10 protein-coding genes are annotated in these 21,182 nt (G+C 69.5%); 5 read left to right on the forward strand and 5 right to left on the reverse strand.

Features of this window, described 5'->3' with window-relative positions; translation table 11 throughout:
* Positions 1-169: 169 nt before the first annotated feature.
* Positions 170-865 (forward strand): LmeA family phospholipid-binding protein, encoded by a 696-nt coding sequence (locus EBN03_RS14045; RefSeq protein ID WP_122188473.1) that lies wholly within the window; start codon positions 170-172, stop codon positions 863-865.
* Positions 866-1,015: 150 nt separating this feature from the next.
* Entirely contained in the window at positions 1,016-1,432 is a 417-nt protein-coding gene (locus EBN03_RS14050) for a nuclear transport factor 2 family protein (RefSeq protein WP_122188474.1), read from the forward strand.
* Positions 1,433-1,456: 24 nt separating this feature from the next.
* On the opposite strand, the gene EBN03_RS14055 is transcribed toward EBN03_RS14050, so the two are convergent.
* Together EBN03_RS14055 and EBN03_RS14060 are read right to left on the reverse strand one after the other, a co-directional pair.
* Positions 1,457-1,963: an O-acetyl-ADP-ribose deacetylase gene (locus EBN03_RS14055; protein ID WP_122188724.1), complete on the reverse strand. Its 507-nt coding sequence runs from the start codon at positions 1,961-1,963 to the stop codon at positions 1,457-1,459.
* Complete coding sequence (locus tag EBN03_RS14060; protein WP_122188475.1) at positions 1,935-2,606, reverse strand: TetR/AcrR family transcriptional regulator; 672 nt, start codon at positions 2,604-2,606, stop codon at positions 1,935-1,937. Before EBN03_RS14060 ends, EBN03_RS14055 begins: the two co-directional genes overlap by 29 nt.
* A 117-nt stretch (positions 2,607-2,723) precedes the next feature.
* Between EBN03_RS14060 and EBN03_RS14065 the strand changes: the two genes are divergently transcribed.
* Positions 2,724-3,212 carry a nitroreductase family deazaflavin-dependent oxidoreductase gene (locus EBN03_RS14065; RefSeq protein ID WP_122188476.1) on the forward strand — a complete coding sequence of 163 codons (489 nt, stop codon included), beginning with the start codon at positions 2,724-2,726 and terminating at the stop codon, positions 3,210-3,212.
* A 10-nt stretch (positions 3,213-3,222) separates the two neighbouring features.
* Here the strand turns inward: EBN03_RS14065 and EBN03_RS14070 are convergent, their stop codons facing one another.
* From EBN03_RS14070 to mqo, 3 genes are all read right to left on the reverse strand, one after another.
* Complete coding sequence (locus tag EBN03_RS14070; RefSeq protein WP_122188477.1) at positions 3,223-3,870, reverse strand: hypothetical protein; 648 nt, start codon at positions 3,868-3,870, stop codon at positions 3,223-3,225.
* A gap of 114 nt (positions 3,871-3,984) precedes the next feature.
* A complete protein-coding gene (locus tag EBN03_RS14075; RefSeq protein WP_158675624.1) occupies positions 3,985-4,395 on the reverse strand; it encodes a GDSL-type esterase/lipase family protein in 411 nt (136 codons plus the stop codon).
* A gap of 41 nt (positions 4,396-4,436) precedes the next feature.
* On the reverse strand, positions 4,437-5,876 hold the full coding sequence (gene mqo, locus EBN03_RS14080; RefSeq protein ID WP_122188725.1) for a malate dehydrogenase (quinone): 1,440 nt from the start codon (positions 5,874-5,876) through the stop codon (positions 4,437-4,439).
* A gap of 160 nt (positions 5,877-6,036) precedes the next feature.
* Here mqo and EBN03_RS14085 point away from each other — a divergent pair, with 160 nt between their 5' ends.
* The gene (locus tag EBN03_RS14085) at positions 6,037-6,930 is read left to right on the forward strand and encodes a LysR substrate-binding domain-containing protein (RefSeq protein ID WP_122188726.1); all 894 of its coding nucleotides are present in this window, start codon (positions 6,037-6,039) and stop codon (positions 6,928-6,930) included.
* 725 nt (positions 6,931-7,655) lie between these two features.
* On the forward strand, positions 7,656-21,176 hold the full coding sequence (locus EBN03_RS14090) for a type I polyketide synthase (protein ID WP_233608378.1): 13,521 nt from the start codon (positions 7,656-7,658) through the stop codon (positions 21,174-21,176).
* The last annotated feature ends 6 nt before the right edge of the window (positions 21,177-21,182 follow it).

Here is a 21,182-nt window from a genome sequence, read left to right on the forward strand (position 1 = left end):
CGCCGGATAACGATGATCCCCCCGATCGGGGACCGGATGTGTCCGATTCGGCGAACCGGCCGCGCACCGAAGGTGATCGTGGTCACCGTAATTCCACTGGTGGTGGGTCGGCAGCGGCGCTCGCCGGCCGGCGCCAGCATGATGGAGGAATGGCCGAGCGGGTGAGCGCATGCGCGTAATTCTGATACTGACCGTGGTGGCGGCGATCGCGCTGATCGTCGGTGACCGGGCCGGGGTCGTGCTCGCGCAGAACGAGATCGGTCGCGAGACCGCGGCGCAGTACAACCTCCCGCGGCAGCCGGGAGTCGCGGTCGGGGGGTTCCCGTTCCTCACCCAGGCGGTCGACGGCACCTATCACGACGTCGACATCACCGTCGGGGACTGGAGTGGCAAGCAGATCACCGTCCACGATCTGAACGTGAAGCTGAGCGACATCTCCGCCCCGCTCGGCGACATGCTGCAGCATCGCACCTCGAACATCGTGGCGCGGACCGCCACCGCGACGGCCCTGGTTCCCTACGACACCGTCAAGAGCTTCGCGCCCGCCGGCGTGGAGTCCGTGTCGTCCGGTCCGGACGGGTTGCACGTCGCCGGAACGTTCCCGGTGGAGGGATTCCAGGTGCCCGCCACGGTTGTCGTCACCGTCGCCCCGAGTGATCAGGGGATCGAGGTCACCCCGGTCTCGGCCCGGGCCGCCGCGGGCGGGCCGACCATCTCGCTGGCCTGGCTGCGGCGGACCCTCACCTTCGCCGTTCCGCTGCAGCAGCTCCCACTGGGTACGCGGCTGACCGCGATCCAGCCCGGTCCCGACGGACTCCAGGTCACCGCCGTCGCACACGACGTCCGGTTGTTCGACAAACAGTGAGTCCGGGTCACCACACGGCTGGGCGTCCGCCGAGGTGGCGCGAACCCGGCCGAACCGGCCGGAATTGCCGGAATTCCTTGTGGCGCATCGCCTCTGCCCGTCGCGGGCCGGGGTATAGCATGCACTGATCGTCGACGAAAGGTCCAGAACATGCATCCCTTCCGGGCGGCCGTGGAGGCCCGTGACCTCGGTGCCGTCGAGGCGTTGCTGGCCGACAATGTCGTGTTCACCAGCCCGGTCGCCTTCAAGCCGTATCCCGGCAGGGCGATCACCGCCGCCATCCTGAGCGCGGTGATCGAGGAGTTCGAGGACTTCCGCTACGTCCGCGAGATCGCCGACGCGAGCGGCCACGACCACGCGCTCGTCTTCGAGGCCGTCGTGGACGGGAAGAAGATCACCGGATGCGACTTCCTGCACGTCGACGAGCAGGGTCTGATCGACGACCTCATGGTCATGGTCCGGCCGCTGTCGGCCGCGCAGGCGCTGTCGGACCGGATGGGGGAGCGGTTCGAGAGCATCCAGCAGGACGCGGTCGCGCGGGCGCAGCGCCTGGCGACCGGATCCTGACCAGCTGACGCCCGCGCTACCGGGTCAGAGTGCGGCGGCGAACGCCGCGTAGGCCTGTGGACCGAACAGAACGAACCGGACTTCGCGCACCGCGGTGTCGGTGGCCCGGACCGTCTCGACCGCGATGCGGGCGCCGTCGTCCATCGGCCAGCCGTAGATGCCGGTGGAGACCGCCGGGAACGCCACCGTTTGCGCACCCAATTCGTCTGCCACGCGCAGTGATTCGCGATAGCAGGAGGCCAGCAGTGCCGACCGGTCGTCGGTCGCGGACCAGACCGGCCCGACCGTGTGGATCACCCAGCGGGCGGGAAGATTTCCGGCGGTCGTGGCGACGGCTTGCCCGGTAGCGAGCCCCTTCCCGTAGTGCCCGGCGCGCAGGTCGCGGCAGGCCGACAGGATCGCCGGGCCGCCCTTGCGATGGATGGCGCCGTCGACGCCCCCGCCGCCGAGCAGCGACGAATTCGCCGCGTTCACCACGGCATCGACGGCCTGTTCGGTGATATCACCCTGGATCAGCACGATCTCGGTCATGGCGGTCATCCTGCCGCCGCAACGGTCGGGGTGAAACCGAATTTCGACCGGCGTGTCCCGGTGCGAGGAGCGCCGGCGCGACCCACGTCCGCAGGTAGGCGCGCAGATCCTCGCCCCGGCGCGGTGGGCGGCCCGGGTCGATCACGAAGGACTGGACGATCCGCAGCATGTGCTCGGTCAGTTCGTCGGGGTCGATACCGGCGGCCGCCCAGTCGACGGCGTACCGGTGCAGCATGGTGCGGCCGAAGGCGAGCGCGGTGTCGGAGGTGACACCCGCGGAGAAGGCACTGGCCCGTCCGGGCGTGAGCAGTAGGTTCAGGTACTTCTCGTGCGGCAGCCGTTCGAGGGTGTAGGCGATACCTTCCACGACGGCGGTGGCCGGGTCGCGGATCTCGCGCAGATGCTCGGCCAGCACGTCGAGGAAATGCCCGGTCTGGGCGACGGCGGTCGCGGTGAGCAGGGCCTCGACGCTGGGGAAATACCGGTACACCGTCTGGCGGGTGACGCCGAGATCGCGCGCGACCTCGGCGACGCTGAACTCGGTTCCGGATCGGTCGATGGCCCGGCGCGCGGCGGCCACGATGCGGTCGACGGCTTCGGCGTCGTCGGCGGGGACCGACCCCGACCAGCCATGGGTGCGCACGCTTGCCCCTTTCCGGCTCGACACTGCTGCTCTTGACCATACACTGGGGCGTAGATGTATGCTCGCCGAGCGAATCGGGAGCACCCCGCACCCGGGACCGTCGCAGTGAGGAACGCCATGACCGTCACCCCGCCACCCCGGCCCAAGCAGCTCGACGCGCCGGTGCTGCCGAAGATCTTCAAATACGCCGGCCGCGCACATGTTTGGCTGTACCGGCGCACCGGCGGGCGGATCGGTGGCAAGTGGCGGATCGGCGCCGGCTTCCGCAAGCCGGTCCCGACGCTGCTGCTCGAACACCGCGGCAGCAAATCCGGCAACCAGTACACGACGCCACTGCTCTACCTGCGCGACGGCGCCGACATCGTGATCGTCGCGTCCCAGGGCGGGCTGCCCAAACATCCGCAGTGGTACCACAATCTGCGGGCGAACCCGGACGTGCACATCCAGATCGGCCGGGAACGGCGGGCCGTGCGCGCGGTCACCGCCGACGCACGGGAACGAGCCCGGCTGTGGCCGTTGCTGGTCGGCATCTACGCCGACTTCGACACCTATCAGGCGTGGACCGAACGCGAGATCCCCGTCGTCGTACTGCACCCGCGCGACTGAGCGCGATTGCTCAGGGCGCCGGGTAACCCGGCGGCGCGGCCGGCCCGTAGCCCATGGGCCGGCGGCGGGCCCGGCCGCGGCGCACGACCGTGGTCAGGATGATCGCCAGCCCGGCCAGCAAACCCAGAACGGCGACGGCCACCGCGACCAGGATCGAGGTGACGATCGACGAGCCGATGCCGCCACCGACGGCCAGCGTCGCCTCCGGATCACCATCGGTCCGCATGAGATACGTTCCGTCCGTGGCGGCGTGGAAGGTGAACTCCGCGCGGCCCTCGTGAGCACCGAGCGAGTAGGTCTCCTCGGAGCCGTAGTCGCCCATGTGCACGATGTGCCCGGTGGGGTCGCTCAATTGGGCGCGCACCGGCTCGGGCACCTGCCGGGAACCGGCCCCGGGGTATTCCAGGTACACCGTGTAGTCGTGGCCGGCGGACAGGTGCAGGTCACCGTGACCCGGCACCGGGACACGCTGGAATCCGTCGATGGTGTGCGACATGTGCGTGAATCCGATGACCCCCGCGGTGGCGGCACCCGCCAGACCGGCGAGGATCACCAGGACCCCGGCCAGGATCCACCAGCCGGAGGGTTTCACGCGCGCCGGCGGCTGCTGCGGCACCGGGTACTGAGGCGGGGCCGGGTAGCTGGGCGGTTGGGCCATGAACGATCCTCGCTGTCCGGGCCGCTCGCATGCGGCCGCTGCGGCTGGTGGGGCCCAACCTAACCCGCGGCATCGGAGTTCCGTACCCCGACACGATCGGCCGGGTGCATCCGGTCAGCAGTGCCCGGCGGCGAAGGCGGACGGATCGATCGCCTCCGCCATCCGCTGATGGCCCGCCGAATTCGGATGCAGCTGGTCGGGCCCGGCGTAGCGCGCGGCCAGAATCGACGGATTCGCCGGATCACGCAGTGCCGCATCGAAATCGATCACCGAGTGGCTCAGCTGCTGAGCGCGGACCCAGGCATTGATCCGCTGCCGGATCGGCTCGGCGAACGGGGCGGTGATGCCGTCCGCGATGGCATTCGACGCGGGCAGCAGGGTGGCGAGATGCGCGCGCAGACCGGCCGCGTGCAGGCGATCGATGATCCGGGTATAGCCGCCGACGATCTGGTCGAAGCCGGCGCCGAGTGGGCGTGCCCGACGGCCATTGCCGCGCAACAATATCGGCCCGGTCCGCGAGCGCACGCCGGGAGCGCGCAGTCTGGCGCGCGCTCCCGGCGGGAATATCAGAGGCGCGCTGGGTTCGCGGCCGACGACAGTCCGAGGGCGGTGCCGGTGCGGGCCAGTTCGGTGTCGACGGCCGTGTGATCGAGGGCGAATCCGTCGGTCAGGCCGGGGAGGAGGTGGTGCAGTATCGGTTCCCAGCGGGGGTAGTCGCGGGGGAAGCAGCGGGCGAGCAGGTCGATCATGATCGCGGTCGCGGTCGAGGCGCCGGGGGAGGCGCCGAGTAGGCCGGCGATGCTGCCGTCAGCGGAGGTCATCAGCTCGGTGCCGAAGACGAGTTCACCGATGCGGTGGGGGTGGGGCCGCACGAGCTGGGCGCGCTGGCCGGCCGCGATCGGGTACCAGTCGGCGGGGTCGGCGTCGGGGAAGAAACGGCGCAGTGCCTCGAATTTGCGGCGGCGAGTGGCGATCAGCTGGCCGAACAGGTAGCCGACCAGGTCGAGATTGTGCAGCCCGGCGGCCAGCAGGACCGGCAGGTTGTGTGGTCGCAGCGTGGTGAACAGGTCGATCAGGCGCCCCCGTTTCAGCAGCCGCGTGCTGAAGGTGGCGTACGGGCCGAACAGCAGCGACTCCTGCCCGTCGACCACCCGCAGATCCAGGTGTGGCACCGACATGGGCGGGGCGCCGATATCGGCTTGGCCGTACACCTTCGCCCGATGCCGGGCCACCACCTCCGGGTTGTCGCAGCGCAGGAACTCCGCGCCCAGCGGGAACACGCCGTGCCCGCGCACCTCGGGAATTCCGGCGCGCTGCAACAGTTTCAGCGCGTAGCCACCCGCGCCGACGAAGACGAACCGGGCCGACACCGTGCGGGTGGCGCGCTGTTCGAGGTCGCGCACCCGCACCGACCAGCGGCCGCCGGGCAGCCGCCGCAGCCCGATCACCTCGTGCCGCAACCGGATCCGGGCCCCGGTCGGTGCCATGCTCGCCACCAGATCACGGGTCAGGGCGCCGAAGTCGACGTCGGTCCCCGCCGGATAGCGGGTGGCCGCCATCGGGGTACCGGGTGCGCGGCCCGCCATCAGCAGCGGCGCCCACTCGGCGATGACCGCCGGGTCCTCGGTGTACTCCATCGCCGAGAACAGCGGCAGCGCCCGCAGTGTCGCGTGCCGGGTGCGCAACGCGGCGACGTCCCGGTCGCCGAACACGACGTCCAGGTGCGGGACGCCGTGCACGAAACGGCCCGGGTCGGGCAGGTCGCCGGCCGCGGTGAGCGCCGACCAGAACTGGCGTGACAGCCGGAACTGCCGGGCGATCTCCGCGGCCCGCGTCGCGTCGCGCGGATCGGGCATGTAGTTGAGTTCGCAGTACCCGGAGTGCCCGGTGCCGGCGTTGTTCCAGGCCGCCGAGCTTTCCGCGCCGAGCGTGTCCAGCCGCTCGAACAGGGTGATCGACCAGTCGGGCTGGATCGTGGCCAGCAGTGCGCCCAGCGTGGCCGACATGATGCCGCCGCCGATCAGGACGACATCGAATTCCTCGTGGTGGACAGCGGTTTTCGTTCGGCTGTGCGACACGGTGACCTCCTCGTCGGGATGTCGGTTCAGGATGCCGCCGCCCGAACCGATCCGTCCAATGCTCGATCGGCGGGATTATCATCCGAATATGGATGAATACTCGACGTCCGAGGTCACGGCCGTGGCGCCGCTGCTGGCGGCCTTCGACGCGGCCGCCGCTATGGGGCACATCACGCGGGCGGCGGAGTATCTCGGTGTCCCGCAGTCGTCGCTGAGCCGGCGGCTACGGGCCCTGGAGCAGGCACTGGGGGTAGAGCTGTTCCAGCCGGCCGGGCGGCGGGTGGCGCTCACCGCGGCCGGTCGCGAACTGCACGCGCGCACCACGGGCCTGATCCGCGCGCTGGACGACGCGGTGAACGTGGTGCGCAGCCAAGCCGATCCCGAGGCCGGCCTGGTCCGGTTCGGCTTCCCGCTGACCCTGGGCCCGGTGAGTATTCCGTCGGTGCTCGCCGAATTCCATTCCGCCGCACCGCGGATCCGCCTGCATCTGGTGCAGGCGCACGGCGAGGCGCTGGCCGAGCAGATCCGCGACGGCCGCCTCGACCTGGCGGTGATGATCCCGGCACCGGCGGATCTGCCCGCGATCGTGCTGGGGCGGCAGCGGATCCAGTTGTACGTGGCGGCCGAACATCGGCTGGCGGGCCGTGATCGGGTCGATCTCGCGGAGTTGGCCGGCGAGCCGTTCGTGGCCAATCCTCCGGCCTACCATCTGCGGCGGCAGCTGGATTCCTGGTGTGCGGACGCGGGTTTCGTACCGAGGGTGGTTTTCGAGATCACCGAATTCGACACACTGCGGGCGCTGGTCGCGCAGGGGCTCGGCGTAGCCCTGTTGCCCGCGCCGGAACTTCCGCATCCGGGGTTGGTCGGGGTCCCGGTGACCGGCACGCACGATCGGACGATCGGGCTGGTGTCCGGCCGTCATCGGCCGACCCCGGCGGTCGAGCGACTGCGTGAGTTCCTGGCTGGGCGGGTGGGTCGGTGAGTGGTTGCCGGGAGTGCGGTAATCGGTCCCGGAGATGACCGAATTCGGCTGTGCGGCAGTTGAACGTTGCGCGAATGTGATGCCGCCGACTATTCCCAGTGTTGGGAAATTAGGTCGATTGACAGCCTGAGATCGCCGAAGCTACTGTTCGGTACGATGAACCTTCCAACTCGAAAGACCGCGTGCGCATGCCTGTAACTCGCGGTATGCCCACGTAGCGCCGCCCCCGGCGACGCGGTCCGAGTCCGGTCGGCACCGGTGCGCACCGCGCCTCCGGGCTCGGTTCCCCGGAATTGCTCCGGCACATGCGAGCTCATCGTGTGGAGCTTCGATCGCGGCGCAATTCATTGCATCGGTACGAAATCCGCTGCTGCGATCCGTCGAGCGGCGTGGTTGCGGCGAATGGTGGTCGGCCGCAGATCGATTCGGGGAAGTACCAGAAATTGGTCGGTTGTCACGGCTGTCGAGAATTCGACAGCCGGCGTCTCGGGGTTCGTGTGTGTCATGCGGAAGGGTGTTCAGAGGTGACCGGATCGGCGCGGGCGATCGACCCGCAACAGCTCGCCAATCGCGTCTCCGACTACTTCGGCATCGGCGAGCCGAGCATCCCGGCCCGGTCCGGCACTTCGAACGATCACTGAAACTCCTGGTGTAGTGGACATTTCATATACGCGCGGTGCCGAGACGCGCAGGTGCGTGCTCGTCGTGAGGAAGGTTCTCGAGTGGTGACCCGATCAGATTTCCCCGTCGCTGTCGTAGGAATGGCGTGCCGGCTGCCGGGAGTTGCTGATCTCGATGCTTTTTGGCGGCTGCTCGGCGAGGGACGCGAGACCGTCGGCGCCGCCCCGGCGGCACGCGCGAACCTCAGCGAACGCGCGAGTTTCCTCGATTCCGTGAGCGATTTCGACGCGGAGTTCTTCGGCATCGCCCCCCATGAGGCCCGATCGATCGATCCACAGCAATTGCTCGCGTTGGAGCTGAGCTGGGAGGCCCTGGAAGATGCGGGGCTGGCCGATGCGGCACGCGAATCGCGCCGGGGCGGGGTATTTCTCGGTTGTACCGGCGGTGACTTCGCGGAACTCGTCACGGCCGCCGAAGGGCCCGGCGTCACGCGCCACTCTCTGTGGGGCGCGACGCGTGGAATCATCGCCAACCGGGTGTCCAACTATTTCGGGTTCACCGGCCCCAGCCTCCTGGTCGACAGCGCTCAGGCTTCCGCACTCGTCGCGGTGCACCTGGCGTGCGAGAGCCTGCGGGCGGGCGAAACCGATATCGCGCTGGCCGGTGGCGTCAATCTGATCCTCTCACCGACCAGTGGTGAACGGATCGAACACTTCGGTGCGCACTCGGCACTGGGGCGGTGCTACACCTTCGACTCGCGCGCGGACGGATTCGTGCGCGGCGAAGGCGGTGGCGTGATCGTGCTGAAGCCGCTGGCTCGAGCGATCGACGACGGCGACCGGATTCACGCCGTAATCCGTGGTAGCGCGGTCAATACCGGCAATGAGCGACGGGTGTTGAGTGCGCCGAGTCGCGAAGCGCAGGTCGCCGCGATTCGCTCCGCGCTCGAGGCGGCCGATGCGCCCGCCGATTCCGTGCAGTACGTCGAGTTGCACGGCACGGGAACGCCGGCGGGCGATCCGGTCGAGGCTGCCGCGCTCGGCGCGACCTATGGCGCCGAGCGCGAGCCGGGTTCGCCGCTGGCGGTGGGGTCGGTCAAGACGAATGTCGGCCATCTGGAGGGCGCTGCCGGGATCATCGGCCTCATCAAGACCGCGCTGTGCCTGCGGCACCGCGAACTCGTGCCCAGCCTGAACTTCGAGCGGCCCAATCCGGCGATTCCACTGGACGAACTGTGCTTGCGTGTGGTCAGCGAACCCGAACAGTGGGTTGCGACCACCATTCGGCGGGCAGGCGTCTCCGCGTTCGGTATGGGTGGTTCGAACGTTCACCTGATCCTCGACGAGGCTCCGGTCGCGGACATCGCGACGACCTTCGAGCCCGACGACGCCGACGAGGTGCCGATCGTGCTCTCCGCGCGCGATGAGGTCGGCCTCCGCGCGCAAGCGAGTCGGCTCCGTGACTGGTTGGTGCGCCATCCGGAATTCGCCCTTGCCGACGTGGCGTACTCACTGCTCACGTTCCGCGCCCAGATGCCCTGGCGGGCAACCTTTGTCGTGTCGAGCTCCGAGCAGTTGCTGGTCGAGCTGGGAGCGCTCGCCGAGCACGGCGGCGGTTCGGACCGCACCGAACTGCCGGCGGACTCGACGGCCCGGACGACCGGTGTCCGGGTAGAGCTGCCGCCGTACGCGTTTCGTCGCCGGGAGAACACCGCGGATCCCGAGTCCGTCGAGTCGCCGCCGGCAGCGCCCGCCCCGACGGCCCTGGCGCACCAGCTGCGAGCGATGCCCGAATATCAGCACCGCGCCGCGGTTCTCGCCGTGGTCCGCGAGCACGCCGCCGCCGTCCTGGGGTACGAATCGGCCGAGTCGGTGCGCGGCGACCTGCCGTTCACCGATCTCGGCTTCGATTCGCTCAGTGGCGTGGAACTGCAAAAACGCCTGACCCGGGCGACGGGTGTGGAGTTGCCGGCCTCGCTCATATTCGATCACCCCACCGCCACGTCGGTGGCCGACCTGCTGAGCTCACGTGCCACCGCGGCCGGTGAAAAGCGCGGCCGGGTCGCGCGGCGAACCTCGTCGGACGAGCCGATCGCGATCGTCGGCATGGGTGCGCGGTTCCCGGGCGGTATCTCCTCTGCCGAGGAGCTGTGGGACCTGGTCGCGGCGGGACGCGACGCGATCGGAGATTTCCCGGCCGACCGCGGCTGGGACCTCGATCGCCTCTACGATGCCGATGCCGGCAAGGCGGGTACCGTCTACACCCGCCGAGGGGGCTTCCTGAGCGGCGCAGGTGATTTCGATCCCGGCTTCTTCGGGATCAGCCCGCGCGAGGCGCTGGCGATGGACCCGCAGCAGCGGGTGTTCCTGGAAACGGCGTGGGAAGCCCTCGAAGACGCCGGAATCGACCCGACCACGCTGCGCGGCAGCGATACCGGCGTCTTCGTAGGAGCCTGCGCGTCAGGGTATTCCGGTCTCGTCACCGGCGAGCTGGAGGGATTCCGGCTGACCGGCACCTCGCACAGCGTCATCTCGGGGCGGCTCGCCTACGTCCTCGGCCTGGAGGGGCCGGCGGTGACGGTGGACACCGCGTGCTCCTCCTCGCTGGTGGCGCTGCACTCGGCGTGCCAGGCATTGCGAAGGGGCGAGAGCTCTCTGGTTCTCGCCGGAGGCGTGACCATCGCCGCGACTCCCGACCTGTATGTCGACTTCGCTCGGCAGCGCGGGCTGTCGCGCGACGGCCGCTGCAAGGCTTTCTCTGCCGCTGCCGACGGTGTGGGCTGGTCCGAGGGATCGGGGGTGCTCGTTCTGGAGCGACTCTCCGATGCTCGCCGACTCGGACACCACGTGCTGGCGGTAGTGCGTGGCAGCGCGGTCAACCAGGACGGTGCGAGCAACGGGCTCACCGCACCCAATGGTCCGTCGCAGCAACGCGTGATCGAACAGGCTCTCGCCGACGCCGGGATATCGGCGGCCGATGTGGACGCCGTCGAGGCGCACGGCACCGGTACGAGACTGGGCGATCCGATCGAGGCGCAGGCGTTGATCGCCGTCTACGGACAGGCTCGCGGCGACCGGGAACCTCTGCGAATCGGTTCGCTCAAATCGAATATCGGCCATACCGTCGCCGCCGCCGGCGTCGCCGGTGTGATCAAGACGGTCCAATCGATGCGGCACGGACGACTGCCGCGCACACTGCATGTGGAAACGCCTTCCCCGCATGTGGATTGGAGTGCGGGCGCGGTCCGGCTCCTGGCCGAGGCCGAACCGTGGGAGCGCGGGGATCGGCCGCGTCGGGCGGGCGTTTCCTCGTTCGGGATCAGCGGAACGAACGCACATGTGATCCTCGAGGAAGCGCCCGCCGACGCGGCGACATCGGACACTCCGCGCAGCGGCTCGGATCTTTCGGGCAAGAGCGCGGTGCCGCTGGTCCTCTCGGGTAAGAGCGAGGCGGCGCTGCGCGCGCAGGCCGCCCGCTTGCGCATGTGGTTGTCGCAACGTCCGCAGCTGGATATCGCCGAGGCTGCCGGTGCGCTGGCTTCGACCCGGGCACACTTCGATTCGCGCGTGGTGGTGCTCGGACGCGACCGGAACGAGCTGCTCGAACGGCTGCGCGCCGTCGCCGATGCGGGCAACGGTGCCGATACCGGAACCGACATCGTCACCGGAAGCCTCGTCGCGGGCCGGACCGCGTTTCTGTTCACCGGACAAGGCGCCCAGCGAATCGGCATGGGCGCCGGCCTCTACAGCGCCTTCCCGGCCTTCGCGACCGCACTGGACGAGGTGTGCGCACACCTCGATCCGCTTCTCGGACAGGGGGCGAAGGGCCCCGGGGCGGGAAGAACACTGCGCGAAGTGATGTTCAACGATGCCACCGGCGTGCTCGATCGCACCGAATGGACGCAACCCGCGCTGTTCGCCTTCGAAGTCGCGCTGTACCGGCTGCTGGAATCGTTCGGAACGGCACCGGACGTCCTCGCGGGCCACTCCATCGGCGAACTGTCGGCCGCTCACGTGGCCGGAGTGCTGTCGCTGCCAGACGCCTGCGCACTCGTAGCGGCCCGGGCCCGGTTGATGGGCGAACTTCCCGAGGGCGGGGCGATGCTCGCCGTCGCCCTCGACGAGGCTCGGGCGAACGCCGTCCTCGCCGGACTCGACGGCCGCCTCGCGCTCGCAGCGGTCAATGCCCCGGCCGCCACAGTGCTTTCCGGCGACTCCGACGCGATCCACGCCGTCGAACGAGAGCTGGCCGCCGAGGGAATTCAGACCACCCGACTACGCGTCAGCCATGCTTTCCATTCGGCGCGAATGGATCCGATGCTGGAGGAATTCCGCACGATCGCGGAGAGCCTCACTTACAACCCGCCCCGGGTGCCCATCGTTTCGACCGTCACCGCAGACTTCGCGGGCGAGATCATCGCCACCCCCGAGTATTGGGTGCGGCAGGTGCGGGACACCGTCCGCTTCGCACCCGCGATCGCTACCCTGCTGACGAGCGGAGTGCGGCGATTCGTCGAAGTGGGACCGGACGCCGTTCTCGGCGCGGCGATCACCCGGTACCTGGCGACCGACCCGGCCATGGAGTCGTCGACCTCGGTCGTGGCCACCTCGCGACGGTCGAATGATCAAGTACCGCAGCTGCTCTCTGCCCTGGCGCAGCTCCATGTCACCGGTGGCCCGGTCGACTGGCGGCCACTGCTGCCCGCCGTCGAGCGACGAATCCCGTTGCCGACCTATGCGTTCCAGCATCAACGGTTCTGGCTGCGGCCGAGTCTCGCTGCGGGCACGCCTGGTGATCACCCGATTCTGACCGGCGTCGTCGGTATCGCGGGTACCGATGAATGGTTGTTCACCGGTCGACTGTCCATGCGCGAACACCCGTGGATCACCGACCATACGGCACACGGCGTCGTGGTCGTCCCGAGCGCGGTTCTGGTGGAATTCCTGCTCAGCGCGGGCGCGCGGATCGAATGGGATGTGCTCGACGAGCTCACGTTGCAGGTTCCGATCGTGCCCGCCGACGACGATGAGATCGAGCTCCAGGTCGCGGTCCGGGCTCCCGAGTCCGGGCGTCGGCCTTTCGAATTCCACTTCCGCAAGTCCGTGGCTGCGCCGTGGGTGCTGAACGCGACCGGCGCACTCACGCAACGGTATTCGGGCGAGCCGGAGGCATTGCGGTTGTTGGGCCAGGCTCGGCCGCTCGATGCGGAATCGCTCGACGCGACACTGATTCCGAGCCGGATGACACAGGGCTCCGGGCTCGAATACGGCCCGGCGTTCGGCGGCGTCCATGCCGTATGGCGACAGGGACACGCTGTGTTCTCCGAGATCTCCCTGCACACCGAGGCGGGTGACACGGCCCGCGCTTTCGGTCTGCACCCCACGCTGCTGGATATGGCGGTGCACGCCGGACTCGCCGAATTGCTGTGGCGCGAAACGGATTACGAACCGGGCGCGGGAAAGTTGTTGTTTCGCTGGGGCGGTGCGCGATTGCACCGGCCGATGGCCGACCGATCGGCGCAGCCGACCTCGCTTCGGGTCGCCGCCGTCGCGACGGGGCCGGAGACCATCTCGGTCGCCGCTGTCGATTCCGTCGGGCGGCCGGTCATCTCGGTGGATGCCGTCGTCATGCGTCCGTACGACGTGCAGGGATTCTTCGAAGGCCTGTCCGGCAACCCGGCCGATCTCTATCAGGTGCGCTGGGAGCGCCTGGACGGCGGCGCGACCGTCGGTGAGCGGGTTCCGACCGCGGTGGTACACCGTGCGGAGTTCCCGAGTGACGAACCCGCCGATATCTTTTCGACGACCCGGCGGGCCGTGCACGAGACGCTCGCCCTGCTGAATTCGTGGCTGCGAGACGAACAGCCGTCGGATTCGCGGCTGGTCGTCGTCACCAGCGGTGGAGTAGGAGTCGCCGACGAAACCCCGGATCTCGTCGCGGCGGCGGTATGGGGTGTGGTGCGTACCGCGCAGTCGGAGAATCCCGATCGTTTCGTCCTCGTCGACGAGGACCCGGCGGCGCCGCTGGACGCCGAAGCGCTCGCCGAAGTCATGCGCACCGATGAACCGCAGGTCGCGGTGCGCGGTTCCGACGTGCTCGTACCGCGCTTGGTTCGCGCCGTGGCCGCCGACGTCGAGGTCGACGCCACCCCGTTCGGAACCGGAACGGTGCTGATCACCGGCGGGACAGGCGGATTGGGCGTGTTGTTCGCCCGGCAGCTCGTGTCCGAATACGGTGTCCGGCACCTGGTATTGACCTCCCGCCGAGGCCCCGACGCTCCCGGTGCGGCGGCCTTGGTCGAAGAATTGGCGGCCCTGGGTGCCCGGGCTCGGATCATCGCCTGCGACATCGCCGACCGTGAATCGGTACGACAGCTGGTGAGCGGTCTGGAGTTGAGTGCGGTGATACACGCCGCGGGTGTCCTCGACGACGGCACCATCGCTTCCCTGACGAGCGAGCAGGTCGACCGGGTATTGGCACCGAAGGTGGCGGGCGCGTGGTACCTGCACGAAGCGACCGAGGGTGTCGACCTCTCCGCATTCGTGCTGTTCTCCTCGGTCGCGGGGGTGATCGGTTCGGCGGGGCAGGGCAACTATGCCGCGGCGAACAGCTTCCTGGACGCGCTGGCCGAGCGGCGACGCGCTGCCGGACTGGCCGCGACGTCCTTGGCGTGGGGGCCGTGGGGCGAGGCGGGCGGTATGGCCGGCGGCCTGGATCACGTCGCCGTCGCGCGATGGGATCGCCTCGGACTCGGGCGGATCGAACACACCGAGGGCTTGCGCCTGTTCGGTGCCGCACTCGCGCATCCAGCGGCGCGCTTGGTTCCGCTTCGTTTCGACGCCACCGCACCGCGTCGCGAATCCGATGGTCGCGTAGTTCCGGCGGTACTGCGCGGGTACGGAGGCCGCGTCGGCGTCGCGAAATCCTCCGATGCGGCGGCCGGGACGTTCGCCGCGCGGCTGGACGAGGCAGGTTCGGACCGTAGTGCCGATCTGATCCTCGCGACGGTGCTCGCCCAGGTCGCCGCGGTACTCGGACACGATTCCGGTGCCTCGATCGATGCCGGGAAGCCGTTCCGGGAACTGGGTTTCGATTCGCTGGGCGGAGTGGATCTCCGTAATCGGCTCGGTAAGGCCACCGGTCTCTCGCTGCCCTCGACGCTGATCTTCGATTACCCGACGCCCGCGGCGGTGGCGAAGCTGGTCCAGTCGAGGGTCGCGCCGACGGCCACACGAGTGGAGAAGCCGGTGGCGTCGAGCCCCGCGCACACCGATGAGCCGATCGCGATCATCGGCATGGCGTGCCGCTACCCGGGTGGTGTCGAATCCCCCGACGCACTATGGGATCTGGTGTTCACGGGAACGGACGCCACCAGCGACTTTCCCTCCGACCGCGGCTGGGAGCTGGACCGGCTGATCGACCCGAACCCGGACAACCCTGGTACCACCTATTCGGGTCGCGGCGGATTCCTCACCGGCGCCGCCGATTTCGATGCGGGCTTCTTCGGCATCGGTCCCCGCGAGGCCGTCGCCATGGATCCGCAACAGCGGTTGCTGCTCGAAGTGTCCTGGGAGGCACTCGAACACGCGGGAATCGACCCGCTCTCGTTGCGCGGCAGCGACACCGGTGTCTATTCGGGCGTGATGTACCAGGACTACGAATCGCTGACCCGCCACGCGGGTCCGGAGGTCGAGGGTTACGCGCTCACCGGATCGCTGGGCAGCGTGGTGTCGGGGCGGATCGGCTACGCGCTGGGGCTGGAAGGCCCCGCGCTGACGGTGGACACCGCGTGCTCGTCCTCGCTGGTGGCGCTGCATCTGGCGTGCCGCGCGCTGCGGCAGGGGGAAAGTTCCCTGGCCCTGGTCGGCGGGGCCACGGTCATGGCCACGCCCACGGTCTTCCTCGACTTCTCCCGGCAGCGTGGTCTCGCCTCGGACGGGCGCTGCAAATCGTTCTCCGCGGCCGCCGACGGCGTGGCGTGGTCGGAGGGTGCGGCCGTGCTGGTCGTCGAACGGCTCTCGGACGCACAGCGGCTCGGCCACACCGTGCTCGCGGTCGTCCGTGGCAGCGCGGTCAACCAGGACGGCGCCAGCAACGGCCTGACCGCGCCCAACGGACCGGCGCAAGAGCGGGTGATCGCCGAGGCACTGGCCGACGCCGGCTTGACACCCGCCGAGGTGGACGCCGTCGAGGCGCACGGCACCGGAACCACCCTGGGCGACCCGATCGAGGCGCAAGCGCTGATCGCCACCTATGGACAAGCTCGCGGTGACCGGGAACCGCTGCGGATCGGCTCGCTCAAATCCAATGTCGGGCATGCGCAAGCGGCCGCGGGCGTCGGCGGAATCATCAAGATGGTTCAAGCCATGCACCATGGCGTGCTGCCGCGCACTCTGCACGCGGAAGAGCTTTCCCCGCACGTCGATTGGTCCTCGGGATCCGTGCGCGTGCTCACCGCGGCCGAGCCGTGGCCCAGCGGTGACCGGCTGCGCCGCGCCGGTGTGTCGTCGTTCGGCATCAGCGGGACGAACGCGCACGTCATCCTCGAGGAGGCGCCCGCGACCGCGCCCGAACCCGCCCTCGCCCCGGCGAATCCGAACGTCGCGGCCTTGATGATCTCGGGGCGGTCCGAGGCGGCCCTGCGTGAGCAGGCGGATCGGTTGCGGCAGTGGATGATCGAACGCCCGGCCCTCGCCGTGCGGGATGTCGCCTCGGCCCTGACCGGCACCCGGGCGCGACTGGACCGGCGCGCCGGGGCCATCGGTCGCGACCGTGACGAACTCCTCGCCGGATTGGCGGCCCTCGCCGACGGGCAGTCCACCCCGACCGCCATCGCGGGCACGGCGACACCGGGGCTGGTGGCGTTCCTGTTCACCGGGCAGGGTGCGCAGCGCCGCGGCATGGGTGCCGGGCTGTATCGCGACTACCCGGCCTTCGCGAGTGCGCTCGACGAAGTGTGCGCCGAATTCGACGGCCGTCTCGGCGGATCGCTGCGCGCGGTGATGTTCGATGCGCCCGAAAGCGGGCTGAACCGAACGGAATTCACCCAGCCCGCGCTGTTCGCCTTCGAAGTGGCGCTGTTCCGGCTGCTGGAGTCCTTCGGCGTCGTACCGGACGTGGTTGCCGGGCATTCCATCGGTGAGCTCGCCGCGGCGTATGTCGCGGGCGTGTGGTCACTGTCGGATGCGTGCGCACTGGTGGCGGCGCGCGGACGGTTGATGGGTGCCCTGCCCGAAGGCGGCGCCATGCTCGCGGTGGCCGTCTCCGAGGAGGACGCGGTTGCGGTGGTGGCCGACTACGCCGATCGCCTCTCGGTGGCGGCGGTCAACGGTCCTGCCGCGGTCGTCCTCTCGGGCGATGCGGACGCCGTCGCCGAGGTCGACCGGCTGTTCGAGCAGCGCGGTGTCCGGACGAGTCGGCTGCGGGTCAGCCACGCGTTCCATTCGGCGCGGATGGACCCGATGCTGGCCGAATTCCGCGCTGTCGCCGAGGGATTGAGCTATCGACAGCCGCTGCTGCCGATCGTTTCGAACGTCACCGGCACCGAGGCGGGCGACGCCGTCCGCAACCCGGAATACTGGGTGGCGCAGGTGCGTGGCTGTGTGCGTTTCGCGCCGGGAGTGGACACCCTGATCGAGAGTGGGGTGCGGAAGTTCATCGAGGTCGGCCCGGACGCGGTGCTCACCGCCATGACGTCGTCCTGTATGGCGCGGCACCCCGAAGTGGAGCCGAGATCCGTTGTGGTGGCGGCCTCGCGGCGGTCGATGGACGAGCCGACCGCGTTCGTCACCGCATTGGCTCGGGCGGATGCCGCCGGTATTCCCGTCGATTGGTCACAGGGTGACGACCGGCCCGCTGTCCGTGTCGCACTGCCCACCTACGCATTCCAGCGCCGGCGCTATTGGGCCCGGCCCGTTGCGGCAAACGATGTGTGGCGTTCGGGACTGGAAAACGCGGAGCATCCGCTGCTCGGCGCGATCGTCGCGCTACCGGGCTCGGAGCAGGTCGTGTTCACCGGCCGGCTGTCGCGAAGCACGCATCCCTGGCTCGAAGACCACGCGGTCGCGGGCACGGTGCTGTTGCCCGGCGCCGCCTTGGCGGAGCTCGCGCTGCACGCCGGCGCGGTCACCGGGCGGCCGCGGCTGGCCGAACTGGTGATCGAGGCGCCGCTGCCGATCCCGGCGGACGCGGGGGTACAGCTGCGCCTGGTAGCGGGTGCACCGGACGACTCGAACAGCGTGACGGCACAGTTCTATTCACGAATCGAGACCGCCGGACCCGACGGCGAATCGCCGTGGGTGCGCCACGCCACGGCGACCCTCACCGCCGAAGCGTTCGCGCCGTCGAACCCGGGTGGCTCGTACCCTTGGCCGCCCGCGGACGCCACAGCGATCGCCGTCGAGGACGGCTACGCGGCACTGGAGGCACTCGGCTACCGATACGGACCTGCCTTCCGCGGTGTGCGGTCGTTGTGGGTGCGTCCCGGTGCGGCGTTCGCCGAGATCGCACTACCGGATTCGGTGCGCGACCAGGCCGGGGAGTTCGGGATGCACCCCGCCCTCCTGGATTCGGCGCTGCACGCGATCCTGCTGGGTGGGCTGATACCCGCGCCCTCGAACGGTTCGATCGCCGTGCCGTTTTCCTGGGAGTACGTCGACCTGCGCAGCACGGGATCGAACGCACTTCGGGTGCACGCGAGGGTTTCCGACTCCGGCGCCGAACGCATCACCTTGACCTTCACCGACCAGGCGGGCACCCCCGTAGGTGAGGTCGGGGCGCTGACCCTGCGTGCCGTCGCACCGGGAGCGCTCACCGAATCCGGGCGCGACCGCCTCGGTTACCACGTCGATTGGGTGGCCGGGCAGCAACCGGACGGCGGCACAGTGGATGTCGTCTGGGAGGACCACGAGATCGCCACGATCGGTGGGCGCAGGCATGTGATCGCCGCGTTCGAACCGGTGACCGCGACCGGATCCGTGCCGGAAACGGTGCGACAGACGGTCATCGCCGCCGCCGCGCGAGTGCGGCAACTGCTGGATGGTGACGATCCCGTCGTGGTGGTCACCCGCCGGGCTGTCGCGGCCGAGGCCGGCGAGCAGATCGATCCGGCGAGCGCTGCGGTGTGGGGCCTGCTCCGCACCGCGCAGAGCGAGAACCCGGATCGGATCAGACTCGTGGACGTCGGCGGCGGCGGTGCCCTGCGCACGGGCGTGGAGTCGGCCGTGGCGGTCGCCGGCGAATCCCAGCTGGCCGTGCGGGGTTCGGGGGTGTACGTCCCGCGAGTCACCCGCGACTCCGGCGCCCTGACCGCCCCCGACGGTGCGGCCTGGGCGCTGACCCTCCGCGGCACGGGAACCCTGGCCACGGAGAACTTCGGACTCGACGAAGCCGCGGGCGCGACAACCGCTCTCGAGCCGGGCCAGGTCAGGGTGAGCATGCGAGCGGTGGGCCTGAACTTCCGAGATGTGCTCATGGCGTTGGGCAACTATCCGGATCCACTCGGCCGAATCGGCGGCGAGGGCGCGGGCGTCGTGGTCGAGGTCGCGGCCGACGTCACCGAATTCGCCATCGGTGATCACGTTTTCGGCTTCACCCCCGGCATGGGTTCGGTTGTGGTGGTGGACCGGCGACTGCTCGCACCGATGCCACGGGGCTGGTCGTTCGCACAGGCCGCCGCCGTTCCGATCGTGTACGCGACCGCCTACTACAGTCTGGTCGACCTCGCCGACGCCCGGTCCGGTGAGACGCTGCTGCTGCACGCGGCGACCGGCGGCGTCGGCATGGCGGCGGTGCAACTCGCCCGGCACCTGGGGCTGCGCGTGCTGGCTACGGCTAGCAAACCCAAGTGGAACGTACTGCGCGACATGGGTTTCGACGATTCGGAGATCGCCGATTCCCGAACCCTGGAATTCGAACGGAAATTCCTGGAGCGCACCGGCGGCGCAGGCGTGGACATCGTGCTCGATTCGCTGGCGGGCGAATTCGTGGACGCCTCGCTGCGCCTACTCCCTCGCGGCGGCCGATTCGTCGAGATGGGGATGATCGACCGTCGCGACCCGGTCGAGGTCGGCGCGACGCACCCCGGTGTGCGTTACGCCAGTTTCATGCTGATGGAAGCAGGACCCGAGCGGCTGCGGGAGGTTCTGGCAGCCCTCGTGGCACTGTTCGACCGCGGCGAGCTCAAGCCGTATCCGATCACCGCATGGGATCTGCGGCGTGCCCCCGCGGCCTTCCGCCACCTCAGCCAGGCTCGGGGTGTCGGCAAGAACGTGCTGATCGTCCCGACCCCGCCGCGCACCGACGGAACCGTGCTGATCACCGGTGGCACCGGCGGTTTGGGTGTGGTGGCCGCACGCCACCTGATCACCGCCCACGGTGCGCGCAGGTTCGTGCTCGCGAGTCGACGCGGCGCGCAGGCGCCGGGTGCGGCGGAAACGGTCGCCGAACTCACCGCACTCGGCGCACACGTGGACGTCGTCGCGTGCGACGCGGCCGATCGGGCGGCGCTCGACCGGCTGCTCGCCACGATCCCCGCCCAGCACCCGCTGACCACGGTCGTGCACGCGGCAGGTGTGCTGGCCGACGGTCTGCTCGCCACCATGACCGACGAGCAGATCACACGGGTTCTGCGCCCCAAGGTCGACGCCGCCTGGAATCTCCATGTGGCCACCGCGGGCATGGACCTCTCGGCCTTCGTGCTCTACTCCTCGGTCGCGGGGGTGCTCGGTACGGCGGGCCAGGCCAACTACGCCGCCGCCAATGCCTTCCTCGACGCACTGGCGCACCAGCGGCACGCCGAGGGGCTGCCCGCGACCTCCATCGCATGGGGGCCATGGCAGCAGAGCAGCGGTATGACCGGCGATCTGACCGAAGCCGATCTGGCGCGGCTGCGCCGAGACGGCCTGCTCCCGCTGAATGCGGACGAAGGCATGGACCTGTTCGACGCGGCGACGACCGCCGGTCGGCCGACCTTCGTGGCGGTCCACCTGGACCGCGACGCGCTCGGCGCGGGCGATACGGCTGGTGTCCGCCCGATCATGCGAGCGTTGTCCAGGCCGGCGGCGCGGCGCGGGCCGGTCACCGAACCGGCTACGGCAGAGATCGCCGCCGATTCGGGACAGCTGGTCACTCGCCTGCTCGGTCGTTCGGCCGAGGAGCAGAAGCGTGTCCTGCTCGGCGTGATCGGTGTGCACGCCGCGGCCGTGCTCGGGCATACCGGTACCGAGACGATGGAGCCGGACAAACCGTTCGTCGCGATCGGGTTCGACTCGCTCGGGGTGATGGAATTCCGCAACAGGTTGAAATCGGCTGCGGGAGTTCAGTTGTCGGCCACCGCGATGTTCGATCACCCGACACCGGCGGCCCTGGCCGAGTTCCTCCGTCGGGAGTTGGTGCCCGCCGACGCGGCCGCGGGAGCCCTCGCCGCCGAAATCGACTCGCTCACCAGACATTTCGCCGACGCGGAACTGACCTCGTCGCAACGTTCCGACCTGGCCGAGAAGGTGTCCGCGCTACTACGCAAGCTCGAGGACGTAACGGCCGATCGAACCGATCCCGGCGGTGACGCCGACGATCTCGAATCTGCCGACGACGACGAGCTTTTCGAATTCATCGACAGCCTCTGAGCTGAT

This window comes from Nocardia stercoris, from assembly GCF_003696265.1.
Classification (GTDB): Bacteria; Actinomycetota; Actinomycetes; order Mycobacteriales; family Mycobacteriaceae; genus Nocardia; species Nocardia stercoris.

What these genes read in the sequence shown, in the direction of transcription:
- EBN03_RS14045 (WP_122188473.1), top strand. Translation starts at nt 170, where the DNA reads ATGCGCGTAATTCTGATACTGACCGTGGTGGCGGCGATCGCGCTGATC.
- EBN03_RS14050 (WP_122188474.1), top strand. Translation starts at nt 1,016, where the DNA reads ATGCATCCCTTCCGGGCGGCCGTGGAGGCCCGTGACCTCGGTGCCGTC.
- EBN03_RS14055 (WP_122188724.1), bottom strand. Translation starts at nt 1,963, where the DNA reads ATGACCGAGATCGTGCTGATCCAGGGTGATATCACCGAACAGGCCGTC.
- EBN03_RS14065 (WP_122188476.1), top strand. Translation starts at nt 2,724, where the DNA reads ATGACCGTCACCCCGCCACCCCGGCCCAAGCAGCTCGACGCGCCGGTG.
- EBN03_RS14070 (WP_122188477.1), bottom strand. Translation starts at nt 3,870, where the DNA reads ATGGCCCAACCGCCCAGCTACCCGGCCCCGCCTCAGTACCCGGTGCCG.
- mqo (WP_122188725.1), bottom strand. Translation starts at nt 5,876, where the DNA reads ATGTCGGCCACGCTGGGCGCACTGCTGGCCACGATCCAGCCCGACTGG.
- EBN03_RS14085 (WP_122188726.1), top strand. Translation starts at nt 6,037, where the DNA reads ATGGATGAATACTCGACGTCCGAGGTCACGGCCGTGGCGCCGCTGCTG.